The 24,992-nt window shown below is 58.5% G+C and carries 23 protein-coding genes and 1 pseudogene; 15 read left to right on the forward strand and 9 right to left on the reverse strand.

What is annotated here, in order from left to right; translation table 11 throughout:
• Positions 1-143 precede the first annotated feature (143 nt).
• Positions 144-704 carry a type 1 fimbrial major subunit FimA gene (gene fimA, locus HBR93_RS10215; protein ID WP_169960242.1) on the reverse strand — a complete coding sequence of 187 codons (561 nt, stop codon included), beginning with the start codon at positions 702-704 and terminating at the stop codon, positions 144-146.
• Between the two features lie 280 nt (positions 705-984).
• Here fimA and HBR93_RS26940 point away from each other — a divergent pair.
• The 6 genes and pseudogenes from HBR93_RS26940 to HBR93_RS10240 all read left to right on the forward strand — a co-directional run.
• Positions 985-1,358, forward strand: a pseudogene (locus HBR93_RS26940) (IS5/IS1182 family transposase); the annotation flags it as partial.
• An 886-nt stretch (positions 1,359-2,244) separates the two neighbouring features.
• A complete protein-coding gene (locus tag HBR93_RS10220; RefSeq protein ID WP_225923810.1) occupies positions 2,245-2,742 on the forward strand; it encodes an RNA polymerase sigma factor in 498 nt (165 codons plus the stop codon).
• A gap of 5 nt (positions 2,743-2,747) precedes the next feature.
• On the forward strand, positions 2,748-3,683 hold the full coding sequence (locus tag HBR93_RS10225) for a FecR family protein (RefSeq protein WP_169960243.1): 936 nt from the start codon (positions 2,748-2,750) through the stop codon (positions 3,681-3,683).
• A gap of 145 nt (positions 3,684-3,828) precedes the next feature.
• Complete coding sequence (locus HBR93_RS10230; protein ID WP_262377279.1) at positions 3,829-6,165, forward strand: TonB-dependent receptor; 2,337 nt, start codon at positions 3,829-3,831, stop codon at positions 6,163-6,165.
• Positions 6,166-6,374: 209 nt separating this feature from the next.
• Entirely contained in the window at positions 6,375-6,998 is a 624-nt protein-coding gene (locus HBR93_RS10235; protein WP_057438563.1) for a hypothetical protein, read from the forward strand.
• A gap of 141 nt (positions 6,999-7,139) precedes the next feature.
• Complete coding sequence (locus tag HBR93_RS10240) at positions 7,140-7,892, forward strand: alpha/beta fold hydrolase (RefSeq protein WP_169960245.1); 753 nt, start codon at positions 7,140-7,142, stop codon at positions 7,890-7,892.
• 134 nt (positions 7,893-8,026) lie between these two features.
• On the opposite strand, the gene HBR93_RS10245 is transcribed toward HBR93_RS10240, so the two are convergent.
• Positions 8,027-9,538: a nucleobase:cation symporter-2 family protein gene (locus HBR93_RS10245; protein WP_057438561.1), complete on the reverse strand. Its 1,512-nt coding sequence runs from the start codon at positions 9,536-9,538 to the stop codon at positions 8,027-8,029.
• A gap of 172 nt (positions 9,539-9,710) precedes the next feature.
• Between HBR93_RS10245 and HBR93_RS10250 the strand changes: the two genes are divergently transcribed.
• The gene (locus tag HBR93_RS10250) at positions 9,711-10,661 is read left to right on the forward strand and encodes a LysR family transcriptional regulator (RefSeq protein ID WP_169960246.1); all 951 of its coding nucleotides are present in this window, start codon (positions 9,711-9,713) and stop codon (positions 10,659-10,661) included.
• A 143-nt stretch (positions 10,662-10,804) separates the two neighbouring features.
• Entirely contained in the window at positions 10,805-11,638 is an 834-nt protein-coding gene (locus tag HBR93_RS10255; RefSeq protein ID WP_057438559.1) for a nucleoside-binding protein, read from the forward strand.
• Position 11,639: 1 nt separating this feature from the next.
• On the opposite strand, the gene punC is transcribed toward HBR93_RS10255, so the two are convergent.
• Positions 11,640-12,824 (reverse strand): purine nucleoside transporter PunC, encoded by a 1,185-nt coding sequence (gene punC / locus HBR93_RS10260; protein WP_115128661.1) that lies wholly within the window; start codon positions 12,822-12,824, stop codon positions 11,640-11,642.
• 122 nt (positions 12,825-12,946) lie between these two features.
• On the opposite strand from punC, the gene punR reads away from it, so the two are divergent.
• Complete coding sequence (punR, locus tag HBR93_RS10265) at positions 12,947-13,864, forward strand: DNA-binding transcriptional activator PunR (RefSeq protein ID WP_057438557.1); 918 nt, start codon at positions 12,947-12,949, stop codon at positions 13,862-13,864.
• Here punR and HBR93_RS10270 read toward each other — a convergent pair.
• On the reverse strand, positions 13,856-15,022 hold the full coding sequence (locus HBR93_RS10270; protein ID WP_128592933.1) for an aspartate aminotransferase family protein: 1,167 nt from the start codon (positions 15,020-15,022) through the stop codon (positions 13,856-13,858). The genes punR and HBR93_RS10270 overlap by 9 nt on opposite strands.
• Before the next feature lie 98 nt (positions 15,023-15,120).
• Between HBR93_RS10270 and HBR93_RS10275 the strand changes: the two genes are divergently transcribed.
• Positions 15,121-16,026, forward strand: a complete 906-nt coding sequence (locus HBR93_RS10275; RefSeq protein ID WP_057438556.1) for a LysR family transcriptional regulator — start codon at positions 15,121-15,123, stop codon at positions 16,024-16,026.
• Here HBR93_RS10275 and HBR93_RS10280 read toward each other — a convergent pair.
• Positions 16,023-16,646, reverse strand: a complete 624-nt coding sequence (locus HBR93_RS10280) for an HAD family phosphatase (protein ID WP_169960247.1) — start codon at positions 16,644-16,646, stop codon at positions 16,023-16,025. The two genes, HBR93_RS10275 and HBR93_RS10280, sit on opposite strands and share 4 nt — an antisense overlap.
• Before the next feature lie 186 nt (positions 16,647-16,832).
• Complete coding sequence (gene fabV / locus HBR93_RS10285) at positions 16,833-18,026, reverse strand: enoyl-ACP reductase FabV (protein ID WP_169960248.1); 1,194 nt, start codon at positions 18,024-18,026, stop codon at positions 16,833-16,835.
• A gap of 328 nt (positions 18,027-18,354) precedes the next feature.
• Here fabV and ppnN point away from each other — a divergent pair, with 328 nt between their 5' ends.
• From ppnN to HBR93_RS10305, 4 genes are all read left to right on the forward strand, one after another.
• Positions 18,355-19,728, forward strand: a complete 1,374-nt coding sequence (ppnN, locus tag HBR93_RS10290) for a nucleotide 5'-monophosphate nucleosidase PpnN (RefSeq protein WP_169960249.1) — start codon at positions 18,355-18,357, stop codon at positions 19,726-19,728.
• Positions 19,729-19,904: 176 nt separating this feature from the next.
• Positions 19,905-20,162, forward strand: coding sequence for an AbrB/MazE/SpoVT family DNA-binding domain-containing protein (locus HBR93_RS10295; RefSeq protein ID WP_057438553.1), 258 nt, complete (start codon positions 19,905-19,907; stop codon positions 20,160-20,162).
• Positions 20,159-20,554, forward strand: coding sequence for a type II toxin-antitoxin system VapC family toxin (locus HBR93_RS10300; RefSeq protein WP_115128667.1), 396 nt, complete (start codon positions 20,159-20,161; stop codon positions 20,552-20,554). The genes HBR93_RS10295 and HBR93_RS10300 overlap by 4 nt, the downstream gene beginning before the upstream one ends.
• A 72-nt stretch (positions 20,555-20,626) precedes the next feature.
• Positions 20,627-21,001, forward strand: coding sequence for a hypothetical protein (locus HBR93_RS10305; RefSeq protein ID WP_057960278.1), 375 nt, complete (start codon positions 20,627-20,629; stop codon positions 20,999-21,001).
• Positions 21,002-21,033: 32 nt separating this feature from the next.
• Here the strand turns inward: HBR93_RS10305 and HBR93_RS10310 are convergent, their stop codons facing one another.
• Genes HBR93_RS10310 through HBR93_RS10320 form a run of 3 tightly spaced genes read right to left on the reverse strand, consistent with a single transcriptional unit; the run spans position 21,034 to position 23,941 of the window.
• Positions 21,034-21,954, reverse strand: a complete 921-nt coding sequence (locus HBR93_RS10310; protein ID WP_169960281.1) for a DMT family transporter — start codon at positions 21,952-21,954, stop codon at positions 21,034-21,036.
• The gene (locus HBR93_RS10315; RefSeq protein WP_169960250.1) at positions 21,944-22,933 is read right to left on the reverse strand and encodes a 2OG-Fe(II) oxygenase; all 990 of its coding nucleotides are present in this window, start codon (positions 22,931-22,933) and stop codon (positions 21,944-21,946) included. The genes HBR93_RS10310 and HBR93_RS10315 overlap by 11 nt, the downstream gene beginning before the upstream one ends.
• 12 nt (positions 22,934-22,945) lie before the next feature.
• A complete protein-coding gene (locus HBR93_RS10320) occupies positions 22,946-23,941 on the reverse strand; it encodes a hypothetical protein (RefSeq protein WP_057960280.1) in 996 nt (331 codons plus the stop codon).
• Between the two features lie 122 nt (positions 23,942-24,063).
• Between HBR93_RS10320 and HBR93_RS10325 the strand changes: the two genes are divergently transcribed.
• Positions 24,064-24,921 carry a LysR family transcriptional regulator gene (locus HBR93_RS10325; protein WP_057960281.1) on the forward strand — a complete coding sequence of 286 codons (858 nt, stop codon included), beginning with the start codon at positions 24,064-24,066 and terminating at the stop codon, positions 24,919-24,921.
• Positions 24,922-24,992 lie beyond the last annotated feature (71 nt).

Raw genomic sequence — 24,992 nt, forward strand, 5'->3', positions numbered from 1 at the left:
TGCTAGCAACAGCAGTCAAAGAACGACAGAACAGAGCCGCGCATAGCGGTGTTTAGCACTCAAAAACAACCCCCAGATGCGATTAGCCCTGCCACCTTCCCTGGCAGCACTGTCGTCCTTAGTATCGGTGTGCTACAGAAGCATTACTCGTACTGCATGGTAAAGGTTGCGTCTGCGTCTGCCGCACCCGGCGTCACTGCCGCAAGCGTTGACTTATAACGCGCATTGAGAGCCAGCACGTTGTCGCCATCTTTCAGCTTGTGAGGCGCAGAGAACATCCCGCCATTGGGCACTAACACCGCCCCCTGACTATCGGATATTTCAATACCCACACCGCTGGCTGCACCGGACGAACCGCCACCGATATTGCTGACAGCAAGCACGCTAGGGTCAGCAGCATCAACGGTACCAGTGAAGGCCACAGAAGCCTTGGAAGAAACTGTACTGTCACAATCCTGCAACTTGATAGTGAAAGGAACCAATCCAGTTTTGTCGCCTACCGCTTTGAACTTCGCAGATCGGTACTGCCCCAATGTTACTGTCTGGTCCGCTGAGTCGGCACTGACCGAGCAGGCAGCATTAACAATTTCACCTTTAAAATGCACGGTCCCACCGTTCGACAGAACCGGTGCAGCCATAACACCAATGCTGGACATCAGCAAAGAGGCCGCCACAAGAGTCTGTACAGAAGAATTAATACGCATGCTTTTTTAGCTCCTGGATAGTTATTAGTGCTTAAACACTTGGAAAATCAAAATGAATCTGCACTTGCGAGATAAACCGAGCAAGTTCAAAAATATTACCTAACAACTAAGAAAAAGAAATGTAGAAAATTCATCTTTTTTACAGCGAAATTTCATTCTAGTGCAAACACTCACCCCCCCTTCATCCCGCAACTAATAGTGTGACAGCCCCCCCTAAAAAAAACCCGATCAAGTTCGAGGACGTGCCGAAACACGCACAACTAACTGATCCGAGTTAGCCATGAGCCAGATAAGATTTTATGATTGTGAGCACACCGATAAATTCAAGTAAACACGGCGCGAATGCTTCCTCGCCGAGATGGATATAGTTACGCCCTAGGCAGACCTATTGGGGCTGATCGAGACTTTCTAGCCCAAGGCCGGCGGCGGCATAAAATTGAGACCATGCATCTTATTCATCCGTCACAGAACTGGTTATTCCTGAGCGATCCAACCATGGAAGAAGCTCTTTACGAAACCGATGATCATAAGCGCCCTGCACTTGCTGAAGCAGTATAGGCTCGCCCCTGCAACCCTTGTAGCCACCAACGGTTACTTGCAATAAAAGACTTGTCGCTGCGCCAGGACATCCTCGTCGATTCCACTATCATTCATGTTTCAAGCTTGGCCAATAACGAGGAAGAAGCGCGCAATCTCTAACCCCTCCACTGGCTTTCCAAACCTACAAAATCCAATCTCCAAAGACCCACCATAAGAAGGTGGTGACCTAAAGCCTTAATTCGCAGTTAAAGAATCCAATCCAACTCAAGAAAAATTAAATTTGCTCAAGAAAGCAGCACCTGATTGGATGCGTGGTACCGATAGTGGTCGTAACCCTGAAGATATTTCCTCTTTGACAAAGACACCAAACAAAACACGAGAGCCGTGATGGCCTCTAATTAAAATGCTCACAAAAATCTTTAACATGATCAAGCCGCCGCTAAACCATCAAAAAATATACAGAAACTTTCCCAGCCGACGCCCCCAAAATAAAGTATTTACACTAACTGTCCTGGCGCCGCGCATTCAATCACGAATGGCTGGCCACCCTCCTGCCGTCCATGCCAGCCGGGTACGGGACTCCAAGGCACGCCCCCCCTGGAAGCAAGCCGATGCGCGCACGCAGCATCGGACGCCAACGTAATTAAACGTAACGCCCTGAGCTCGTTGAACGCGGCGGCATTCAAGATCATGCTGAAAACTTGCGAAGGCCCTCTCAGGAAAAATCTTATCAGGGTAAAAAAAGAAACAAATAGGAGTGGGACTAAAATTAAGAGCCGCACGATTCAGTCGTCGTTTTATGCCATAACGCATGAGGCATCTGGCGGCGCTTACGAGCTGATCGCCAACGCAGCCCGATCATCTGCCTCACCTGCATCCCCAAGCCACCACTCTCAGTAGCCGGCCACTCAAATGGCAGCCCCAAAAAAACATTGTTAATACGAAACGTTATCATTAAAGTGCATGACTTTCCGCTGCGTGACCCCTGCCAATGTCGAGCATGACCACCGACGAGCTTGAGCTGGCCTTCCGGGCCCATGCCAGCGAGTTGCGTTCGTTTCTTCATCGCCAGTTGCGAAATCCTGAGGCTGCGGCCGATCTGACTCAGGAAACCTACCTCCGCCTGCTCCGTCAGCCGCCGCGCAAGCCGGTGCTCAATCTTCGCGGTTTTATCTTTAAAATTGCTCGAAACTTGGCCATTGATCATGCACGCAGCAGGCAAACCCGAGAGCACCTCGACGAAGGCATGGGCTATCTTTACGAAGTGACAGGTGAAAGCCCGGCGCTGTTCGATGTCGTGGTTGCACAACAAGATCTCGCGGCAATGGCCCACGCCCTGCACCGTTTACCTGCCCAGTGCCAGCAAATATTTACGTTGTGTCGGCTACAAAACCTGCCCCACAAAGAAGTGGCTTTGCAACTGCAAGTCTCGACCAGTACGGTTGAAAAACAATTAGCCATTGCGCTCGGCTTTCTCAGCCAATGCCTACAACGATAGCCGGTATGCACGATCTACCCGACACCACCCCGTCCGTTACCGAGGTTCAGCGCACTGCCCATGCATGGGTGATTCGCCTCACCTCAGGTTCGGCGCTGCCCTCTGATCGGGCAGAGGCACGGGCGTGGTGCGAACAGGCACCGGAGCATCAGCGGGCTTTTGTCGAGGCGCGGCGGGTGTGGTGTTTAAGTGCGTATCTGGCCGAGCCTCCTGCTGCAGTACGGCCGTCTTCGCGGCGAATGTGGGCGATGGGCATCGCGGCGTCGTTGGTGCTCGGTCTTGGCGTGGCGTGGATGCAACGCATGGCATTGGATGCGGACTATTACACCGGCACCGGTGAGCGTCGACAGGTCGTCCTTGCTGATGGTTCGCACATCACCCTGAATGCCAACAGCGCTGTCGATGTGAATCTCACGGGCGATGGGCGGCGCATTACCCTGCGCAAGGGCGAGGCCCTGTTCAATGTAACGCCGGACCCGCAGCGCCCCTTCAGTGTGCAGGCTGGTGCCTTCAACGCAACGGCCCTGGGTACGATCTACGCAGTGCGCCGTGAGGGCGAACACGTTGATATCACGGTGCGCCGCGGCCGTGTGGCCGTCACCGACGGACCTGACACGCTGACGCTGGGCGTTGGCGAGACCGTTGCCGGACGTGCCGACGGCCTGGGCGCCAAGCAGCGTGTGGATGTCGACAAGAGTCTGGCGTGGGAGCAGGGTCGCTTGGTATTTGAGCTGACACCACTGGCGCAGGTGTTGGAGCAGGTCGAACGCTATCGGCCGGGAATTTTCATAATACGAGACCCGCGTCTGGGCGCGCTCAAGGTCAGCGGCACCTTTCAACTCGATCATTTGGACGAGGGCTTGGCCACGTTGGAGAAGGTCTTCCCACTCAAAATCGAGCGCTACACGAACTACCTGCTGGTGGTTTCACCCAAAACTTAACTATTTTTACGGTTATGGGCGTGTCGCCCGTCTTCCCTCCCTATAGCGATAATGATTCGTATTAGGGAGAGCTCCGATGCACCATCCGTTACCTAAAGGTTTGCGAGTCAAATCTTTGCCCGTAACCCCACTGACAATGCTGTGCATGCTGATATCCAGCCTGGCGGTTGCCGACCCCCACTCATTCGATATCGCACCGCAACCCCTGGCAGGCGCACTGAACCGCCTGGCCGCTCAAAGCGGTTTACAGGTGATATTCGATGGCACGTTGGTATTGGGCAAGCACAGCCCCGGGGTCGTCGGTTCCAAAGAACCGGAGGCCGCATTGGCTGAACTGCTGCAAGGCAGCGGCTTGACCTGGCGGGCTACCGGTGGGAATAGCGTGATGCTGGAGAAAGCCTCTGAATCGAGCGGCCCCCTGCAATTGGGGGCAACGGCAATCGTCGGTCAGGAACTGGGCGAAATGACCGAGAACACCGGTTCCTACACCACCGGGGCCATGCAGACTGCCACCAAGCTGCCCTTGACCTTGCGCGAAACACCGCAGTCGGTCAGCGTGGTCACGCGCAAGCGCATGGACGACAAGGCCATGACCAGCATCAGCGATGTCGCCAAAAGTGCGCCGGGGATTTTTCTCAATAACTCCGGCGGGGCTGGTCGGCCGACGTTCAGTGCGCGCGGCTTCGACATCGACAACATCATGTACGACGGTTTTCCCACCAGCTTCCTGACCTACCTGCCCAGCGGAGAAGCCAACCTGGCCATGTATGACCGGGTCGAGATCGTTCGTGGCGCCAGCGGACTGGCCCAGGGTGCGGGCAACCCTGCTGGCGCCATCAACCTGGTGCGCAAGCGCCCGACCCATAAATTCCAGGCCACGCTCACCGGCAGTGCCGGCAGTTGGGATGATTACTCCGGCACCCTGGATGTCGGCGGCCCACTCAATGAAAACGGCACACTGCGCGCCCGTACCGTGGTCTCGCGGCAAGACGCCAAAAGCTTCCGAGACTCGGTGGAGAGTGATGCCGATCTGTTCTATGGGGTGGTCGACGCCGACCTGAGCGATGACTCCACCCTGACACTCGGGGCCTACCGGCAGAAGAACCACACCAACTACATTTGGGGCGGATTGCCCATGGCACGTGGTGGCGGTCATCTGGGGCTGCCGCGCGACACCTTCCTGGGGCATGACTGGGAATACTCGGACAATCGCACCACTGGCTATTTCGCGACCCTGGAGCAAGGCTTGGCCAACGATTGGAAGCTGCGCCTGGCAGCCATGCAGTCCAAGACCGACACTGACGTGCTGGCCTCTTCGGTGTGGGATTACAATCGCCACTATCTATGGACAGAAGCCATGGAGCAGAAGGAGACCGGCTACGACCTGGCACTCAGCGGCCCCTTCCAGATGCTCGGCCAAGAGCATGACCTGACGGTCGGCCTCAGTCGGCGCGAGCTGGATTATCGTTCCGGTAAGGCCTGGAGCGCGTTCATCGACAAGGGCAGCAATCCCTTCGAGTGGGACCCTCGGGGTCACGCCAAACCCGATTACGTCAGGGGCGACAACGGCCTGCCAGAGACCACCACTCAAGACAGTTTCTATGCCAGCACCCGCCTGCGTTTGACCGAGCCACTGTCGCTGATTCTCGGCAGCCGCCTGGACTGGTACGCGTTCGAAGACAGCGCCAACAGTGAAGGCAATTACAAGGTTACGCGTAATCTGACCCGCTACGCCGGCCTGGTCTACGATCTGGACGCCAATCACTCGGTCTATGTCAGCTACACCGATATCTTCAAGCCCCAGAGCAACAAAGGCCTCGACCGAAAAGTGATCGCGCCGATAGTGGGCGAGAACTACGAAGTGGGCATCAAGGGCGAATATTTTGATGGCGCGCTGAACGCCAGCATGGCGGTTTTCCAGGTCGATCAGAAGAATCGCGCCCAGGACCTGCCCGATTTCAAAGGCTGCGGTTCGGGCCCCGCCAGTGAATGCTCTGAGGCTGCCGGCCTGGTGCGCAGCAAGGGCATTGACCTGGAAATCCAGGGCGCCCTGACCGACGACTTGCAACTGTCCGCCGGTTACACCTACACCCAGACGAAATACGTCAACGACGCCAACGCCGCCCGCGAGGGCGAGGACTTCGACCGCGCTAAACCGCGCCAACTGTTCAAGCTGTCGACGATCTACAGCCTGCCCGGTGAGCTGCAGCGCTGGCGCGTTGGCGGTGATGTCTACCAGCAGAGCCGCATCCGCACCTCGGGCGGTACCGGCGCCGCTGCCTGGAAAAACCAGCAGGGCTCGTACACGGTGGTCGGCCTGGTGGCAGGGTACAAGGCCAGCGAGCAACTGGACCTGCAACTCAACCTCAACAACCTGTTTGACCGCACCTACTACAGCAGCGTAGCCAATGGCGGCTATACCCCGTACGACATCTACGGCGACCCCCGTAATGTGAAACTGACCGCCCGCTACAGCTTCTAAACAGCCGTTTGTCGCCAGATCCAGGGAAGGATCCGGCCATGGCCCGGCCGGTATAAAAACGCTTGTGACCTCATCCTCCGGGGGGGCATCAATGCCCTGTCTGTATATTCGAGTTCAGGTCGTGAGCCCCACGCCAGCAGCAACCTGCAGACATGTAGGTTTTCTTGCCCGAGATTTATCTTGCAACCCTCCCGACAGGACGTCGCCCCGTGAAAAAGAAGCATGACCATCCCCTTTTCAAACCCCGTCGCCCCACCACTGCCCTGACACCAAAAAAGCCCCGGTTCTCCTCCGGCACAGTCCTCTCGCTGGCGGCCTTGGTGATTTCCATTGCCGCCGCGTCGATTTCCTTCTGGCAGTTGGACTTGATGCGTGAGCACAACCGGCTGTCTGTCAGGCCGTATCTGATGGTCACCCCCCACCTGACCGCAGAAAAAGCAGGCCTGTATCTTTCCAACGAAGGTATCGGGCCCGGCATCATCACCTCATTCAAAATCCGGGTGGGAGGCGAACAATTCGACGGTCTGGGTGACAGCCGTTGGCCAGCCGTGTTGAAAAAAGCCCGGCTAAAACCCGAGTGCTTCTCCAAAGGCTGGCCCACCGAGGGTGCGGCTGTCAGGCCCGGCAATGAGATAGCCATCCTATCGCCGACCAAGAGCACACTATTTGGGGGCTATTGCCTGTTTCAACTCAGTCTTTTCCTGCAAGAGAATGAAGTGTTTGCCGATATGGAATATGAATCGCTCTATAAGGAGCGCTTTACCTTTTCGGCCCCTGTGACGATCAATGAAGCGATGGATATAGGCGCCCTGAGCAAACTGCTGTCCGACTGACAGCTCTGTTAGCGGGCCTGTCCATGAACACCCGCCAGGGCCTTGCCGACTCGCCACGAAAACCTAGCCGTTTTGCCAGTTACTTAAACGTTTTGTTCAAACTATCGTGTACCCGACCAATTTTTGATGGCAGGGCCGGAAATGGAATTCATCGAACAGACCCGCCAAGGCTATGCAGCCTTTCGCGGTTACCAGACGTGGTATCGCGTGACCGGCAACCTCGACAGCGGCAAGGCCCCACTGGTCATCCTCCACGGAGGCCCCGGCGGTACCCATGACTATCTGGAAGCCTTCAAGGACGTGGCAGCCAGTGGGCATGCGGTGATTCACTATGACCAACTGGGCAATGGCCACTCCACCCACCTGCCCCACCAGCCCGCAGATTTCTGGACGCTTGAGCTGTTTCTCGAAGAGCTGGACAACCTGCTCGACCATCTGCACATCCACAACCATTACGCGATTCTCGGGCACGCCTGGGGCGGCAGACTCGGCAGTGAACACGCGATTCGCCAACCCCTGGGCCTGTGCGCCTTTATCGCTGCCAACCTGGCGGCCGGCTTCGATGACCAGCCCCTGTGCCGGATCAACCCGTGGCCCGAAGAAGTGGCACGCACCTTCGCGCAGATGGCGGCCGACCCTACGGTGTACAACGCCTTGCATGGCCCCCTCGACATTGGCCGGTTGTCGCAGATCAAGGTGCCGACCCTGGTGATTTCCGGGCGCCACGACCAGGCCGCTTCCTTGGAATTCAAAGCGTTCCTCGATGAAATCGGCGATGTGCGCGGAGCGCTGTTTGAAGACTCCAGCCATATGCCCCATGTGGAGGAGCGCCAGCCGTGCATGGGCACAGTGGTGAAATTTTTGGATGAGGTGTGCTCGCCAACGGTCTTCTAAACACCACAAATCCAATGTGGGAGCGGGCTTGCCCACGATGGCGGAGTGTCAGTCAAATAGTGATCAACTGACCCACCGCTATCGCGGGCAAGCCCGCTCCCACACAAGCTCGCCACATTCAGTTTTTTGTGGCGTTACACCTCGCTGGTTTCAGCCCGCCCCGCCACCGTCGCTTTCTGCGGTGATGCATCCACCACCGGGATCTCCTTGCCCTCGGCATCAAACAATTTGCCCTTGCTGAAGTAGTCCCCATCCCGCAGTGCCGCCACATCCTGGAAGCACAGGCTGCGCTCGGTGCCGGCGACGAACACCGATTGCTGGTCCGAGTTGCCGGCTGTGAAGTGGTTGAACGCCAGGTTCAACAGGATCGCCATGATCGCCGAGGAGCTGATCCCCGAGTGGAAGATGGTCGCAAACCAGCTGGGGAACTGATCGTAGAAGCTCGGCGCAGCGATGGGGATCATGCCGAAACCGATGGAGGTGGCAACAATGATCAGGTTCATGTTGTTACGGTAATCGACCTTGGACAGCGTGCGGATCCCACTGGCCGCCACGGTGCCGAACAATACGATCCCGGCGCCGCCCAGCACCGAGGTGGGCACTGCCGCAATCACCCGGCCCATAAAGGGCAGCAGGCCAAGGATCACCAGGAACAGACCACCCGTGGCCACCACATAGCGGCTCTTGACCCCGGTCACCGCCACCAGGCCAACGTTCTGTGCGAAGGCGCTTTGGGTGAACGAACCGAAGATCGGCGCAAACATGCTCGACAGCATGTCGGCACGCAGGCCGTTGCCCAGGCGCTTGGAGTCAACCTTGGTGTCGATGATCTCGCCCACCGCCAGAATATCCGCCGAGGTTTCCACCAGGGTCACCATGACCACGATGCACATGGACAGGATCGCGGCTACATGGAAGGTCGGCATGCCGAAGTGGAACGGCGTGGGGAAGCCGATCATCGGGCCCTGGGTCACGGTGGAGAAGTCCGCCATGCCGAGGAACACCGCGATCAATGTGCCAAACACCATCGCCAGCAGGATCGACAGGCGCGAGATGGTGGCGCTGCCCACCTTGCTCAGCAACAGCACCAGCACCAGGGTGATGGCCGCCAGGCCGATGTTCGGCATGCTGCCAAAGTCAGCGGCGCGACTGTTACCGCCCATGGCCCAACGGGCGGCGACCGGCATCAGCGTCAGGCCAATGGTGGTAATCACGATTCCGGTCACCAACGGCGGGAAGAACTTGGTAATTCGCGAGAATATCGGGGTGATCAGCAACCCGATCAGCGACGCGGCCATCACCGCGCCCAGGATCGCCGGCACACCGCCTGCGCCGTCGCTGCCGACAATCGCCACCATGGTCGCCACACCGGCAAACGACACCCCTTGCACCAAGGGCAACTGACAGCCAAAAAACGGCAGGCCCAGGGTTTGCAACAGCGTGGCCAGGCCACCGGCAAACAGCGACGCGGCGATCAACAGGCCAATATCGGCGGGGGATAACCCGGCTGCCTGGCCGACGATCAACGGCACGGCCACGATGCCGCCATACATGGTCAGTACATGCTGCAGGCCGTAAGCCATGTTGGCAGCGACGCCAAGATTCTCATCTTCTGGCCGTTGCGGTGACGCCTTCGGGATAGTCATGGTGAGGGGTTCTCTGTTTTTGTTGTGCGCTCACTGTATGCAATAGAAAGATTGGATGTCCATAGAGTTGTATACAATCATTTCCACAAGATGCCCGCTATCGACGTTACAAAAATCCATTCAGCCACCCTGCCCAAAGGCCTCAAGCCGTGCCCACAAGGACCTGAAAAAAATGCTCAACCGCACGCTGCGCATCCACTCTGCGGCCATTTGCTACTTCGATATGGTCCGCCGCTGCCATTCGATCCGCGAAGCCGCGCGCCGGCTAAACGTGGCCTCGTCGGCAGTGAACCGGCAGATTCTCAAACTCGAAGACGAAGTCGGTGCGGTCCTGTTCGAGCGCCTGCCCGGTGGGCTGCGCCTGACTGCGGCCGGGGAAATCCTGACCCGCCATGTGACCCTGGTGCTGCAGGATGTGGAGCGGGTGCGCGGCGAACTGGAAGGCCTGAACCAGGTACAGACCGGGCATGTAGAGATCGCCACGGTGGAAGGCGCGACAGTGGAGTTGCTGCCCGCCGTGCTCAAACGCATGCGCCAGCGCTACCCGGCGGTGACCATCGGTGTGACCGTGCAGGGCTCACAATCCATTCCGGCGGCGGTGATCAATGGCCAGGCAGACCTGGGGCTGGCCTTTGCCCTGCCGCGCAGCGCGGAAACCACGCAACTGTGTGTCGGCCATTTCCGCCTCGGGGCATTGGTAGCGCCGGGGCATCCACTGGCTTCCCATGCCAGCGTCAGCTACACCCTGTGCACCGAGCACGGGGTGATCCAGGCCAACAGCGAGCTGTCGATCCATCACCTGATCGCCCCGCTGCACAAACGCTCGTCGGCCGCGCACAAGCCCTTGCTGCAAAGCAATTCCATGGAACTGGCGCGGCAGTTGGCGCGCCAGCAGTTGGGGGTGGCGTTCCAGACGCGCATCGGGATCGAGGCCGATTTGGCCAGGGGTGAGTTGCTGCACATTCCCTTGAGCGACCAGGGTGGGATGTTCAGCGACCTGGGGCTGTATGCGCGCAAAGGCCGGGATTTGCCCACGGCGGTCGAGTCGATGGCCCACCTGATCAGCGAGGAAATTGCTTTGCGTGAACGCGAAGAATTGCCCTGTACACCGCGTATTTCCTGACCTTCAGGCCAGCTTCAGTGCTGCCGATTCGGCAGCAGCCCAGTCGATATTCTGTTCTTTGAGCATCACGGCGGTTGTGTCGATACTGCGCCCGGCGGCCCCTGCACGGCTGCCACGAGCCAAACGCCAAAGGAACTAAAACAATGAAAAAGGCACTGCACGGCGCAACCGTATTACTCACACTCCTCGGCGGCGGGGAGGCTGTCGCGGTGGAATGGATGAACAACAGCGTAGGATTTCGCTACGGACAACAGTTCACCAATCCGAACAACCCCGACGAATTCAGCAAGCGCATCTACAGCTTCACCCATGCCAGTGGTTACCAGTACGGCAGCAACTTCCTCAACCTCGACGTCTTCCTGTCCGACAGCCGTGACCCGCGCAAGGGCACCGATCACGGCGGCAGCGAGGTGTATGCGGTCTACCGCCATCAGCTGTATGCGTCACGGGTCTTCGACAGGCCGCTGGGCACCGGGCTGATCAAGGATTACGCGCTGACCCTGGGGTTCGATGCCAACCGCAACAACAACCTGGCATCCGCGAAAAAACGCGCCCTGGTGGTCGGGCCGACCGTGAAGTTCAATACGGTCGGGGTGCTGGACCTGAGCCTGATGTACTACAAGGAAAACAACCATTCCGGCATCCCCGGTGCGAAGGATCCGAACCACACCTTCGACGACACCTACATGCTCAACCTGACCTGGATGCGCCCATTCGAACTCGGCAACCATGGCGCAAAGTTCCAGGGCTTTATCAACCATGTCGGTGACAAAGGCCATGACTACAACAGTCGCGACACCGCCGCAGAAACCCTGATGCGCACCGCGCTGATGGTCGCGGTACGGCCGGGCAAAAGCGTCAAGCCCAACCTGTACCTGGGGGTAGGCTACGAATACTGGCATAACAAGTTCGGGGTCGATGGCGGCCGTGGCAGCCGCACCTCGACACCGACATTGAATATGGAAGTGACCTTCTAGGCTAGGCCGGCGCCATCTGCGACTCATCCGCCTTGGTCCGCGCCAGCCAGTAACCCAGCACCGCCAGCGGCGCGGTCGCCAGCATCACGATCACCGTGACCAGCAACGGCTGCTCCAGCAAGGATGACACCAGCAGGCTGGCGACAAAGCACAAGCCCAGTTGCAGGGTGTTTTGCAGGGCGGCGGCCTTGCCGGAGTTTTCCGAAAACGGCATCAGCGCATTCGCCACCACAATCGGATAGCTGGCGCCGTTGACCAGGGCCATCAGGCAGAACGGAATCAGCAAGGTGGTCAACGTCGGCACCGTCAAGGTCGCGACCAGATACAACGCCACCATGCTCACGCAATACGCCACCAGCAACCACGGCAACAGGAGTTTGCCCTGGAACCGTTGCAGGGCACTGCGGCAGCTGTAGCCGCCCACCAGAAACGCCAGGGTCGGCAGCACATAACTCAGGCCGATGTCATTGGGGCTGTAGCCCATGCCACCGAGAATAAATGGCGAGGCGGTGAGCCAGGCGAAGAAGCTGGCGGAGCACGCGGCGAAGATCATCACATTGCCGGTAAACACCCGCGACTTGAACAATTGCCCGTAACCCAGCCGCGACTGTTCGCCATCAGTGGCCAGGCGCTTGGGCATCGGTTTGAGGAACAGAGTCGGCAACAGCAGTAACAGCGAGACGACCAGCAACACGGCAAAGATCGCCTGCCAGCCCCAGTGATTCAACACCACCGCCCCCAACAACGGTGCCAGCGCCGGTGACAGGGACATCAGCGGCATGATACTGGCAAACACTCGGTGCGCCTTGTCGGCCGGGTACCGGTCAATCACCAGCGCCTGCCAACTGACTGCGGCGCTGCACACCCCAATCGACTGTACAAAACGCAACGCCAGCAGTTGCGGCGCGGTCTCGACCCAGAACATCCCCAGGCAGCCGAGCACAAACAGGCTCAGGCCGGCCAGCAGGATCGGCTTGCGCCCCAGGCGGTCCGACAGCGGCCCCCAGAGCAGTTGCCCCACGGCAAAACCGGCGAGGAAGATACTCAAACTGGCCCCCACCGCACCGGGGGAAATCTGCAGGTGTTCGCCCATGGCGCCGAACGCGGGCAAGTACATATCCATGGCCAAATAACCGAGCATGCTCAGCCCCGCCAGGTACCAGGTAAAACCAAAAGAGTTTTTCATTGAAGCCTTGTAAGTACTGCCATCAAACAATTTGCTGACTGGCGCCTATTATGAAGCTGGCAGTTGCTCTGTGAAGCGATAATAATTGGACGCTCTTATCAATATTTTTGAAGGCACCCCTCATGTGGTCCGAATACTCCCTGGATGTGGTGGATGCCGTGGCCCGTCACGGTAGCTTCAGCGCTGCTGCCCAGGAACTGCACCGCGTACCCTCGGCCATCAGCTACACCGTGCGGCAAATCGAAGAATGGCTGGCAGTGCCGCTGTTTATCCGCCGCCACCGCGATGTAGAGCTGACCCCCGCCGGCCGCCTGTTTATCGACGAAGCCCGTGGCGTGATGAAAACCATGCTCGGCACCCGCCGGCTGTGCCAGCAGGTGGCCAATGGCTGGAGCGGCCAGCTGAAGGTGGCGGTGGACTCCATCGTCAAACAGCAGCGTTGCCGGCAACTGGTGCTGGACTTCTATCGCCAGTTCCCGGAAGTGGAGTTGCTGCTGGAGTACGAGGTGTACAACGGGGTGTGGGACGCCCTGGCGGACGAGCGCACCGATATCGTGATCGGCGCCACCAGCGCGGTGCCGGTGGCCAGCCACTTCACATTTCGTGATATGGGCTTGTTGAACTGGCTGTGCGTGGTCAGCGCCCGGCATCCGTTGGCCCAGCTCGACGGTTTGCTCAGTGACGATCAACTGCGACCCTTTGCGTCGCTGTGCATGACCGACACTTCGCGCAACCTGCCCAAGCGCGACACCTGGACCCTGGATAACCAGCGGCGCCTGGTGGTCCCCAACTGGGCATCGGCCATGGATTGCCTGCAGGACGGGTTGTGCGTCGGCATGGTGCCGGCGCACCTGGTGCAGCCATTGATCGACAGCGGTGAGCTGGCGGCCCTGCAACTGTCCCGGCCCTTCCCGGCCAGCCCGTCCTGCGTGGCCTGGGCGCAGAACAAACTGTCACCCGCCATGGCCTGGCTCCTGGACTACCTGGGGGATAGCCAGACGCTGAACCAGGAGTGGCTGAACGGACCCGCTTCACAGTAACCGAGCGATGGCCCGCACAATCATCTCCACTTCCTTGCTGTCCAGGGTCAGGGGCGGCAGCAGGCGAATGACCTTGCCCCGCGTAACGTTGAGCAACAACCCCTGCTCCCGTGCGGCCCGTTCGGCCAGGTCGCGCTGCGGCGTGGCCAGTTCAATGCCGATCATCAGGCCACGACCACGGATCGCCAGCACCTGCGGATGCTCACTCAACTCCACTCGCAGCCGCGCCAGCAGCCGCTCGCCCTGGCGCGCGGCGTTCTCCAGCAGGCCTTGTTCCTCGATGATATCCAGCACCGTGCAGCCCACGCGACACGCCAGCGGGTTACCGCCAAAGGTGCTGCCATGGCTGCCTGGGGTGAAGAGCTTGGCCACCGAGGCACGGGCCAGGCAGGCGCCAATCGGAATGCCGTTGCCCAAGCCTTTGGCCAGGGTCATGACGTCCGGGACAATCCCCTCCTGCTGGAAGGCAAACCAGGTGCCGGTACGGCCAATGCCGGTCTGGATCTCATCGAGCATCAATAACCAACCGTGCTGGCTGCAGTGGGCGCGCAAGGCTTTCAGATAGCCCGGCGGGGCCAGTTGCACGCCACTTTCACCCTGGATCGGCTCCAGCAATACCGCGACTATCCGGGCGCCAAACTCACGGGTCACTGCGTCCAATGCCGTCAGGTCGCCAAAGCCGACCTTGATGAAATCCCCCGGCAAACGCTGGAACCCCAGGCGCACCGATGGCCCGTCACTGGCGGCCATGGTGCCCAGGGTGCGGCCGTGGAAGGCGTTCTCCATGACCACCACCAGCGGCTGCTCGATGCCTTTTTTCCAACCGTGCAGGCGCGCCAGTTTCAACGCGGTTTCATTGGCCTCGGCGCCAGAATTGTTGAAAAACGCCTGATCCAGGCCCGATAGCCGGGCCAAACGTTGGGCCAGCCTTTGCTGCCAGTCGATGCCGTACAAGTTGGAGGTATGCAACAGCAACCCGGCTTGCTCGCTGATTGCCGTCACCAGCCGCGGGTGGGAGTGACCGACATTGGTCACGGCAACCCCGGCCACCGCGTCAAGGTATTCACGGCCTTGCTGGTCCCACAGGCGGGTGCCCAAGCCACGGGCAAAGCTCAGGGCCAGAGGTTGATAGGTGGTCATCAGGCAAGCGGCGGTCATGGCATCGGGCTCCATCAAGGTCATGGCCTTAGTATCGTTAGCCACTCAAGCTGGATAAACTGCGCACACCTGCAATGACTTTAAATCAGGACTTGATAATGGACCTGTTCCAGGCAATGAGCGTCTACGTCAAAGTGGTAGAAACCGGCAGCATGACCGCAGCCGCCCAGGTCTGCGGCCTGTCTACGACCATGGTCGGCAACCACCTGCGCGCCCTGGAACAACGCCTCGGCGTCAGCCTGCTCAAGCGCACGACCCGCAAGCAAAGCCTGACCGAGTTCGGCGGCCTGTATTACCAGCGCTGCCTGGAAGTCCTGGGGCTGGTGGCCAACTCCGAGCAATTGGCGGAACAGGTCCACCGCGAAGCGCCCCAAGGGTTGCTGCGCATCACCGCACCGCCCGCGTTCGGGGCCGAGCGCCTGGCACCGGCGCTCAGTGAGTTTTCCCGCCGCTACCCGCTGATCCAGCTGTACGTGGTGTTGAGCAATCAAACGATGGACCTGATCGACAGTGGCTTCGACGTCGCGATCCGCCTGGGTGAGCTGCAACCTTCGAGCCTGATCGCCCGGCCCTTGCAGGACTACACCATGACCCTGTGCGCATCGCCGGATTATCTGGCGCGCCGGGGTACACCCCAGCAACCCATGGACTTGCAGAACCACGACTGCCTGGCGTTCGCCTACCCATCGACCGATGACTGGCGCAACGCCGACAAGCTCTGGCGCCTACGGGGGGCCGAGGGTGAAGTCGAAGTCGCCGTGTCCGGGCCCATGACCATCAACAGCTCCCAGGCCCTGCAGCGCGCGGCCGTCGAAGGCATGGGCATCGTGATGCTACCCGACGCCCTGGTGGCCGCCGACCTGCTGGCGGGCCGACTGGTGGCGCTACTGCCAGGTTATCAGTCACCTTCGCGCTCCATGCACCTTCTATATGCACAGGACCGCTACCGCCTGCCCAAGCTGCGGGCCTTCGTCGACTTCGTGATCGAACAATGGGCGCGTTAGAAATTCACCCCCAGGGCCTTCAGCTCACCGCGGGTCTGCTCGGGTGATACATGATGAATACCCCGCCAGCCCACAGCACTGGCAGCGTGGGCGTTTTCAGCCACATCGTCGATAAACACCAGTTCTTCGGGGCGGATATCCGGCAAATGGGCGCGCACCTGGTCAAGGCTGGCGCGGTAGATCGCAGGGTCGGGCTTGATCAGCTTTACCTCGCCGGACACCACGATATTGCGAAAGTACTTCAGGAAGGGGTAGTTGGCACGAGCATAGGGGAAGGTTTCAGCGGACCAGTTGGTCAAGCCGAACAGCGGCACTTTAGCCTCATGCAGGTCTTCAAGAATCGCTACGCCGTCGGCGAGCGGGCCGCGCAGCATTTCATGCCAGCGGTCGTAGTAGGCCCGGATCAGGGCCTCATGTTGCGGGTGTTCGGCGATCAGGCTGTGGGTGGCTTCAGCCAGGGTGCGCCCAGCGTCCTGTTCGGTGTTCCAGGCCTGGGTACAGATGTTCTCGAGGAACCATTGGCGCTCCTCGTCACCGGTAATCAGTTTGCGGTACAGATGCTGCGGGCTCCAATCAAACAGAACACCGCCGAAATCAAAAACTACTGCACGAATCGTCATGAAGATCCTCCGTTAGCCGAGTGTGGTCACTGGAACACCCAGCATGAAGCAAATGTGGGAGCTGTCGAGCCCCGGCGAGGCTGCGATAGCGGCGGCACTGCAACATTATGTTGCCTGAACCACCGCTATCGCAGCCTCGCCGGGGCTCGACAGCTCCCACAAGGGTTTCGCTTCGTTTGTTAGAGCTTAAGCCTGAACCAGACCTTCAATCTTCACGGTCGGATTGACGTCCGCGTCGTAATCCACGCCATCAATCTCGAAACCGAACAGGCGCAGGAACTCTGCCTTGTAGCCGGCAAAATCGCTGATTTCGTTGACGTTGTCATCGGTCACCTGGTTCCACAGCGCCGCCACGGAGTCCTGGACTTTCGGTTCCAGCTCCGCCAGGTCGGCACGCAGGCGGCCATCGGCGTCAAGCTTCGGCTCGCTGCCGTACAGGCTGTCCTTGAACAGACCGTAGACCTGCTCGATGCAGCCTTCGTGGGTGCCCTGCTCTTTCATCACCTTGAACAGCAGCGACAGGTACAACGGCATGATCGGGATCGCCGAACTGGCCTGGGTAACCACGGCCTTGAGCACCGAGACGCGGGCATCGCCCTTAAGTGCGGCGAGGTTGTCGCGCAGGGTCAGGACTTTCTTGTCGAGGTCTTTCTTGGCCTCGCCGATGGAGCCGTTCCAGTAAATATCCTGGGTCAGTTTTTCGCCCAGGTAGGTGAACGCGGTGGTCTTGGCGCCTTCGGCCAGCACGTCGGCGTCACGCAGGGCGTCGATCCACAGCTGCCAGTCTTCGCCGCCCATCACTTTGACGGTGCCGTCGATTTCTTCCTGGGTCGCCGGCTCCAGGGTGGTGTCGACCACAACGCCCTTGTCGGTGTTGATCCCGCGCAGGGTCACAGCCTTGCCGATCGGCTTGAGGGTGGAGTTGTGCACCACGCCCTGCGGGTCAGTACGGCGCGGCGCGGCCAGGCTGTAGACCACCAGGTCGATCTTGCCCAGGTCTTTCTTGATGGTTTCGATGGTCAGGCGCTTGATCTCGTCAGAGAACGCATCGCCATTGATGCTCTTGGCGTACAGGCCTTTTTCGGCGGCAAACTTGTGGAAAGCGGCGCTGTTGTACCAGCCGGCAGAGCTGAGCTTGCCTTCTTCGCCTTCTTTTTCAAAAAACACGCCAAGGGTGTCGGCGCCACAACCAAACGCGGCACTGATACGCGCAGCCAGGCCGTAACCGGTGGACGCACCGAGCACCAGGACTTTCTTCGGGCCACCTTCGATGGCACCGTGTTCGGTCACATAGTCGATCTGCTCTTTGACGTTCGCTTCGCAGCCAACAGGGTGGGCGGTCACACAGATAAAGCCACGAACCCGCGGTTTGATGATCATAAAATTTCTGCCTCTTCCAAGGTGCCGATGGCCAATGGTGGCCATTACGGCGTCAATCGTACTGGTCTATGACGTCCGAAAAACCGAAGCGTCACGATAGTCGCAATTCTTCTGTTCGCAAAATCCAATCCACACCGGCCAAAGGCACTATATTTTTCCGACAAGGGCGCGAATTCAGCAAGTTCTGCGGCATGATGAGGCAGGACAGAGTTTGCGTCCTGCCTTTAGGGCAGGGAAAATGCCCGTCCTGTGCGACCGTATTCGGCGCTCGTCATCCTCAAGCCACTGGCTGTCCATCGCCCGGTGGCTGCGCTTTCAGGGAATAAGAATGCCTCAACGCCAAGTCATCAATGCCTCCGTCAGCCCCAAGGGCAGTCTCGAAACGCTGTCACAACGTGAAGTCCAGCAACTGAGCGAAGCCGGCTCCGGCAGCATCTATACGCTTTTCCGCCAGTGCGCCCTGGCCATCCTCAATACCGGCGCCCATATCGACAACGCCAAGACCATCCTCGACGCCTACAAGGACTTCGAAGTCCGCATCCATCAACAGGATCGCGGCGTGCGCCTGGAGCTGTTGAACGCGCCAGCCGACGCGTTCGTAGATGGCGAAATGATCGCCAGCACCCGGGAAATGCTGTTCAGCGCCCTGCGCGACATTGTCTACACCGAAAACGAACTCGATAGCCAACGCATCGACCTGAGCACCTCCCAGGGCATCACCGACTACGTGTTCCACCTGTTGCGCAACGCGCGTACCTTGCGCCCGGGTGTCGAGCCGAAGATCGTGGTGTGCTGGGGCGGGCACTCGATCAATACCGAAGAATACAAATACACCAAGAAAGTCGGGCACGAACTGGGTCTGCGCAGCCTCGACGTGTGCACCGGTTGCGGCCCGGGCGTGATGAAAGGTCCGATGAAGGGCGCGACCATTTCCCACGCCAAGCAACGCATCACCGGCGGGCGCTACCTGGGCCTCACCGAGCCGGGCATCATCGCCGCCGAAGCGCCGAACCCGATCGTCAACGAACTGGTGATCCTGCCGGATATCGAAAAACGCCTGGAAGCCTTCGTGCGTGTCGGGCACGGCATCATCATCTTCCCCGGCGGCGCCGGTACGGCTGAAGAGTTCCTGTACCTGCTGGGCATCCTGATGCACCCGGACAACCGTGACGTGCCCTTCCCGGTCATCCTCACCGGGCCCAAACAGGCGGCGCCGTACCTGCAACAGCTGCATGCGTTTGTCGGCGCGACCCTGGGTGAAGCGGCCCAGGCCCACTACCAGATCATCATTGATGACCCCGCCGAAGTCGCCCGGCAGATGACCGCTGGCCTGAAGGACGTCAAACAGTTCCGCCGCGAGCGCAACGACGCCTTCCACTTCAACTGGCTGCTGAAGATCGACGAAGGCTTCCAGCGTCCGTTCGACCCGACCCATGCCAACATGGCCAGCCTGCAGTTGAACCATGCCCTGCCGCCCCATGAACTGGCGGCCAACCTGCGCCGGGCGTTCTCGGGGATCGTGGCGGGTAACGTCAAGGACAAGGGTATCCGCCTGATCGAACAGAACGGCCCGTACGAGATCCACGGCGACCCGACCATCATGAAACCACTGGATGAGCTGTTGAAGGCGTTTGTGGAGCAGCACCGGATGAAACTGCCTGGCGGCGCGGCGTATGTGCCGTGCTATCGCGTGGTGCAATAAGGCAGATTGCCAGGTCATAGGTTGTATTGCTTTAGAGCCATCTGAGGGGTGTCGAGGGAGCGAAAGCGGACTAGGGTTTTATCTATTCCGACCACCGACACCTACCAGCAGAGCGACCTATGGACCAACGGATCTTGTCCTCCATTATTCCTTACCCTAAGGTAAGGAATATCCCGATGGAGATCTTCATTATGGCCACCGCCACACTCACCTCAAAAGGGCAAATCACCATCCCCGTTCAAGTCCGCAGCGCGTTGGGCCTGGACACCGGAGACCGGGTGGAGTTTGTCGAAATGGAAGATGGCAAGTTTGCCATTATCGCTGCCAACCACAGCGTCCAGGACCTCAAGGGCCTGATCCGCAAGCCCGCCAAGGCCGTCAGCATTGAACAGATGAACCAGGCCATCGCCGCGCAGGGAGCGAAAGCGGGATGATTGGCCTGGATACCAATGTGCTGGTGCGCTATGTCACTCAGGACGATCCGGTTCAATCGGCCACGGCCTCGAACCTGATCGAATCCCTGACCGTTGTTTCACCGGGCTTCGTCAGCCTGGTCTCGGTCGTGGAGCTGGTATGGGTATTACAGAGCTGCTACCAATGCACCAAGACGCAACTGGTGGCGGTTCTGGAAACCCTGCTGCGCACCCGTGAACTGATCATCGAAGATGCCGAACTCATCTGGCAGGCCGTGCGCCGATTTACCACGACCAAGGCTGACTTCGCCGACTGTTTGATCGAACGCTGTGCCCACGCTGCCGGGTGCGAATACACCGCCACCTTTGATATCGACGCCGCGAAAGCCGTCGGCATGCGTCGCCTGGGCTGAATCCTGGCGTTGCTGCAACGGACCTGCTTTGGTAAAACCTGTATTCCACTGCCCCTTGAGAGACCGCCCAACGTGCGCACGCTTCTGCTCGCAGCCCTGCTCCTGACACCCACCCTCGCCCTGGCAGAAACCATCGCCTGGCCGGACCTTCCAGAGACCTGTTTCGTCAGCGGCCGGTCGGCCACCAACGACGATGTCGACAATGGCTGTGCGGCGTTTCTGATCAATGTGAAAGGCAAGGCGGCAGGCACGCCCATCAAGCTGGAGATCCCCCAATACGCCATGCACGTCGAAGCGGGCACAGGCAAGGAAACGCCGGTGATCATCATCCAGGCGGAAGAGAACGGTGAGATCAAGGCGGTTGGGTACAAGGAACTGGGAACGGAGCAATTGGGCGCGGCGTTGCTCAAGGAAGTGCGGCTGCTGGGAACCAAAAAGCCGACCTGAAGAACCCTATCCAAGCGACATGGGCATGATGTTTACGACGCACGCACCATCGCCTGTCTCTTCAAACGGACCAGAATCAGCCCAACCACCACCACCGCAATTCCCACATACGTCGACGTATAAATCACATCGCCAAACATGACTGCCGCCCAGACCAACGTCACGGGGGGTTCCAGATACACCAGCGCTGCGACGTGGGTGGCGGTCATGACCCGTAACAACATCCAGAGGCTCAGATACGCGACAAACGTAGAAAACACCGTCAGCCAAACGATCGAGACCAGTACGGCGCTGTCCCGGGGAATGCTGAACGTATCGGTGTAGAGCACGGCCGCAGTGAAGCCCATCAAGGTAATCAGCGACTGGATAAACAGTGACAGGCTCAAGGGGCTGCGATGAGTTTGTCTAAGCGTTGAGCGCCGTTCATATAACGTCGCCATCGTCAGCCCCAGTGCAGAGACAAGCGGCAGTAAATACATGCCCAGTCCGAGCTCGGCAGCACTATTGCGGTACTGCCCCGCGATCACAATCGACACCCCGCAAAAACCAACCAGCAAACCCAGCCATTGCCACGCTCCGCTGCGCTCTGTCGTACTGCCCGACGAAAGTGCGGCGGTCATCAGCGGCTGAAGCGCAGCGATGATCGCCGCAATACCTGGCGGCAAACCATTTTGGATCGCCACATAGACACAACTCAAATAGAGAAACTGCGACAAAAAACCGATCACCGCATGGTGGCGAATTTGCTCCCAGGAAACCTTCAGCAGCGCGATATTCAAAAACAGCGCCAGACAGACTGAGACCAGCAAAAAACGCCAGAACAGCAAGTTGAACGCTCCCGCATCCTCGGCCCCCATCTTCGCTCCAATAAAACCGGAGCTCCAGGACAAGACAAACACTGTCTGCAATAACAGTAACTTCAGCGTTCCCAAAGTCGTGCTCTTAGGCGACATCATTATTACCCCTGGATATCGCCAGTTCGGTAAAGGTAATAGGCTCAATGCCCAGTCGACGGTATTGCTCGTCAGCGGGCAATGCCAAGTCGCGCCTAAGCTGGAACCATGGCCGGATAGTCCTCAGTACACCGTCGTCGGATGCCAGGTGCCAGAACTTGTTCACATCGACTGAGCTGTAAGGACAATGAAATGAAAGGACCAACGACATACGCCTGCCGGCCGTGACCGGGCGAACACCATGAAACACACGGCTACCGTAAAGGTAGACCGCATCGCCACTGGCCCTGACTACGCTGGTACATACGTGTCCATCCAGGTTACTCACATCAAAAAGCTCGTTCCGCTGGTCAAAAAAAACGAACTCTCCACCTTCATACTCACCAGGGTCCGATAGCAGGATATTCAACACGAAACTGGTGCCGTCGGTATGCCACATGCCAATCTGGGCTTTATCCTCAGGGGCCTGGCGCGGGTAGAAATAGTTGACCTGTGAACGCGCCCGTAAAAATGGGTGGGGCACCAAAGGGACACCTGCAATCTGCGACACCGCCAACAAAAAAGCGCGACTACCCATCATCTCCCGAATAAGGGTCGAGGACTCAGTGGCGGCGCGGGTGCGATTGGAAATAATCCAGTCGCTGGTGGTAGAGCCCGCCTCCAACTGATAACAAGCTCGACGTAGTTGCGTGACGCCCTCTTCGGTGAATAGTCCCGCAACCTGTGCCACGGCTGTTAGTTGCTCAGCCGAGGCGACGCCCAACGGCGAGTTCACATAACCAAGCTCGGCAAGACTTTGGCGATGCCCGAATGCTGGAACACTGTTGCGTAAGTAGCTGTCACTCCAATGCTTCAAGGTATCGAGCAATGCCCCTGGATGCTTGCATCGTAACGATGCTGGAGAAAGCGACGCCTGCAACGCCAGTTTCAGCCGTCCTGCTCCCTGTACAAATACCGGAAGGTCACCGTCTCGTCTCATGGCTATCCACCTCTATCTGTCAGTGCAATCGTGGTCCAGGCAATACTCGGACAGTTGATACATAACACTGCCATCTCCGCTGCAATACTCACCAATTACTCGGCAACTGCCGTACTCCTGGCGCACACGGATGAATTGCTCGCGGGTGTATTTCAGGCAGACATTCGTCAAGAGATAGCCATCATCGTGACCGTCATGGACGGGCAACAACGTTGCAGCTACACGGTAGCGCTCATCGTGGTGCTCGATTTCGGAGATGATGACCCGATGGCTATCCGTTTTCTCCAAACCCAGTTTCAACCCGATCAGATCAGAAAACCGAATCATGCAATCGTGGTTATAAAAACGATGGATATGAGCGTCATCCTCAACCGTGGACAACTGCATTTCTGACAAGACGTACGTTCGCATGCCGCCCACCCGGCGGATGATCTCGCCTACGGTATCGGGCAACTCATTGCCCTCTTGAAAGCCCAGCATTGTAATTAGCGTCACATCCTGACCGCGTTCAAGCTGGTGCCTGGACAAGTCCCGGAAATCAGTGGCCAGATAGGAAAACCCCTGAGGAGTGGCCAGCATCGGCTCAATCGCACGACGCATGATGCCCTGCGAAGCACAGTTGATATCGACCGCGGTGTAATACTCAAGCTCAATGCCACACTCAAGCAAATACCCCATCAGGGCGGATGTTTTCACTGGTTCTGGACCCAGTTCGACGTAATGAACGCTGCCCTGCCCCAGGAGATCGACCAGATCTCCAGCGACTGATTGCAGCAGGTCACCCAGGGAGCCCGTTCCGCAAGGCGCGGCGCATACGCCTTCGTCGCTTATCCCCTGGCTATTCAAGGCGGTCATCAGCGCTAGTATTTCTGCGCTGACTTGCTGCGAAAGCTCCGTCCGATGCTCAGACAAGGTCGAGTATTTCTCAGCGTTTTCAATGGTCCAGATTCTTCCTTCCAGGTCATGATTGTTCTGCAAGGACGCTACAACCAGCGTGTTGATATCCATATACGCTCCAACTCTTTCTTATTAGGTATGCAGGTGCGCTCCTGTTTGACCAAAAGACTAAAGTGGGGTCATGATTTTGTATATTTGAATAATCCGCACCACTAATCCTCAAAAGAGGAATCATGAACAAACAACTGAACATCGACCTTCTACGCACCTTTCATGCGGTTGCCCGCTTTCGGCGTTTCAATGAAGCAGCCAACCATGTCCATCGCAGTGCATCGACTGTCACCACTCAAATCCACAAGCTGGAGCAACTGGTGGGTCAACGGTTGTTCAGCCGCAACAACCAGGGCGTCGAACTCACGATGTATGGCAAGAAGTTGCTGAGTGAAACCACTGACTTTCTGAAAAGCCATGACCGCCTGCTCGCATCACTCACGCCACAACGCATGCAGGGCAAAATCCGCCTGGGCTTGCCTGACTCATACGCTCCGGCATTTATGCGTGACTTCCTACCGTTGCTGATTGCAGACAATCCGCTGCTTGAACTGGAGGTGGAAGCCAGGTCCAGTGGTGAGCTGTTCACAATGTTCAGTCGCGAACAAATTGACTTGGCACTAATTGTCAGCTCGCAACCTCTGGAACAGGGTGAACGTCTCGGCACGATCCAACCCGTCTGGGTAGTTGCCGAGAATTTCCAGAGATCCGAACAGGCACCGCTGCCCATTGCAGTGCAGCTGACCGGGTGCCCATACCGGGCATCGGCCTTACAGGCCCTGAAAGAGCATGGGGTTTATTACCGAGTCCTGCTGGAGAGTGCCAGCTCGACGGCTGTGGAGGCGGCCATCATGTGTGGGCTGGCGGTCGGGATGATTGAGGAGGAGCGCATGACCACCGGATTGACCAAACTCATCCCCGGAATACAGTTACCTGGGCTGCCGCCGCATCAGCTTTATTTACTTTCTGATAGCGCTAATCATCTGGCATTGCACCTACATGAGCAGATCAAAAAAGGGTTCAGTATTCGGCCCTTTTGAGCAGACCGAATAGCCACAATCAAAAAACCCGCTGACCGTTACCGGTTCAGCGGGTTTTTAACTGTCGATTC

It is taken from the genome of Pseudomonas sp. WS 5411 (assembly GCF_012985595.1).
Lineage (GTDB): Bacteria > Pseudomonadota > Gammaproteobacteria > Pseudomonadales > Pseudomonadaceae > Aquipseudomonas > Aquipseudomonas shahriarae.

Bases quoted from the DNA above. Each gene is read 5' to 3' on its own strand.
- HBR93_RS10255 (WP_057438559.1), top strand. From the start codon at position 10,805: ATGAAAAAGGCACTGCACGGCGCAACCGTATTACTCACACTCCTCGGC.
- HBR93_RS10325 (WP_057960281.1), top strand. From the start codon at position 24,064: ATGAACAAACAACTGAACATCGACCTTCTACGCACCTTTCATGCGGTT.
- fabV (WP_169960248.1), bottom strand. From the start codon at position 18,026: ATGATCATCAAACCGCGGGTTCGTGGCTTTATCTGTGTGACCGCCCAC.
- HBR93_RS10245 (WP_057438561.1), bottom strand. From the start codon at position 9,538: ATGACTATCCCGAAGGCGTCACCGCAACGGCCAGAAGATGAGAATCTT.
- HBR93_RS10295 (WP_057438553.1), top strand. From the start codon at position 19,905: ATGGAGATCTTCATTATGGCCACCGCCACACTCACCTCAAAAGGGCAA.
- punR (WP_057438557.1), top strand. From the start codon at position 12,947: ATGTGGTCCGAATACTCCCTGGATGTGGTGGATGCCGTGGCCCGTCAC.
- HBR93_RS10225 (WP_169960243.1), top strand. From the start codon at position 2,748: ATGCACGATCTACCCGACACCACCCCGTCCGTTACCGAGGTTCAGCGC.
- HBR93_RS10240 (WP_169960245.1), top strand. From the start codon at position 7,140: ATGGAATTCATCGAACAGACCCGCCAAGGCTATGCAGCCTTTCGCGGT.
- HBR93_RS10275 (WP_057438556.1), top strand. From the start codon at position 15,121: ATGGACCTGTTCCAGGCAATGAGCGTCTACGTCAAAGTGGTAGAAACC.
- ppnN (WP_169960249.1), top strand. From the start codon at position 18,355: ATGCCTCAACGCCAAGTCATCAATGCCTCCGTCAGCCCCAAGGGCAGT.
- punC (WP_115128661.1), bottom strand. From the start codon at position 12,824: ATGAAAAACTCTTTTGGTTTTACCTGGTACCTGGCGGGGCTGAGCATG.
- fimA (WP_169960242.1), bottom strand. From the start codon at position 704: ATGCGTATTAATTCTTCTGTACAGACTCTTGTGGCGGCCTCTTTGCTG.
- HBR93_RS10300 (WP_115128667.1), top strand. From the start codon at position 20,159: ATGATTGGCCTGGATACCAATGTGCTGGTGCGCTATGTCACTCAGGAC.
- HBR93_RS10320 (WP_057960280.1), bottom strand. From the start codon at position 23,941: ATGGATATCAACACGCTGGTTGTAGCGTCCTTGCAGAACAATCATGAC.
- HBR93_RS10310 (WP_169960281.1), bottom strand. From the start codon at position 21,954: ATGTCGCCTAAGAGCACGACTTTGGGAACGCTGAAGTTACTGTTATTG.
- HBR93_RS10230 (WP_262377279.1), top strand. From the start codon at position 3,829: ATGCTGATATCCAGCCTGGCGGTTGCCGACCCCCACTCATTCGATATC.
- HBR93_RS10270 (WP_128592933.1), bottom strand. From the start codon at position 15,022: ATGACCGCCGCTTGCCTGATGACCACCTATCAACCTCTGGCCCTGAGC.
- HBR93_RS10220 (WP_225923810.1), top strand. From the start codon at position 2,245: ATGACCACCGACGAGCTTGAGCTGGCCTTCCGGGCCCATGCCAGCGAG.
- HBR93_RS10280 (WP_169960247.1), bottom strand. From the start codon at position 16,646: ATGACGATTCGTGCAGTAGTTTTTGATTTCGGCGGTGTTCTGTTTGAT.
- HBR93_RS10250 (WP_169960246.1), top strand. From the start codon at position 9,711: ATGCTCAACCGCACGCTGCGCATCCACTCTGCGGCCATTTGCTACTTC.
- HBR93_RS10315 (WP_169960250.1), bottom strand. From the start codon at position 22,933: ATGAGACGAGACGGTGACCTTCCGGTATTTGTACAGGGAGCAGGACGG.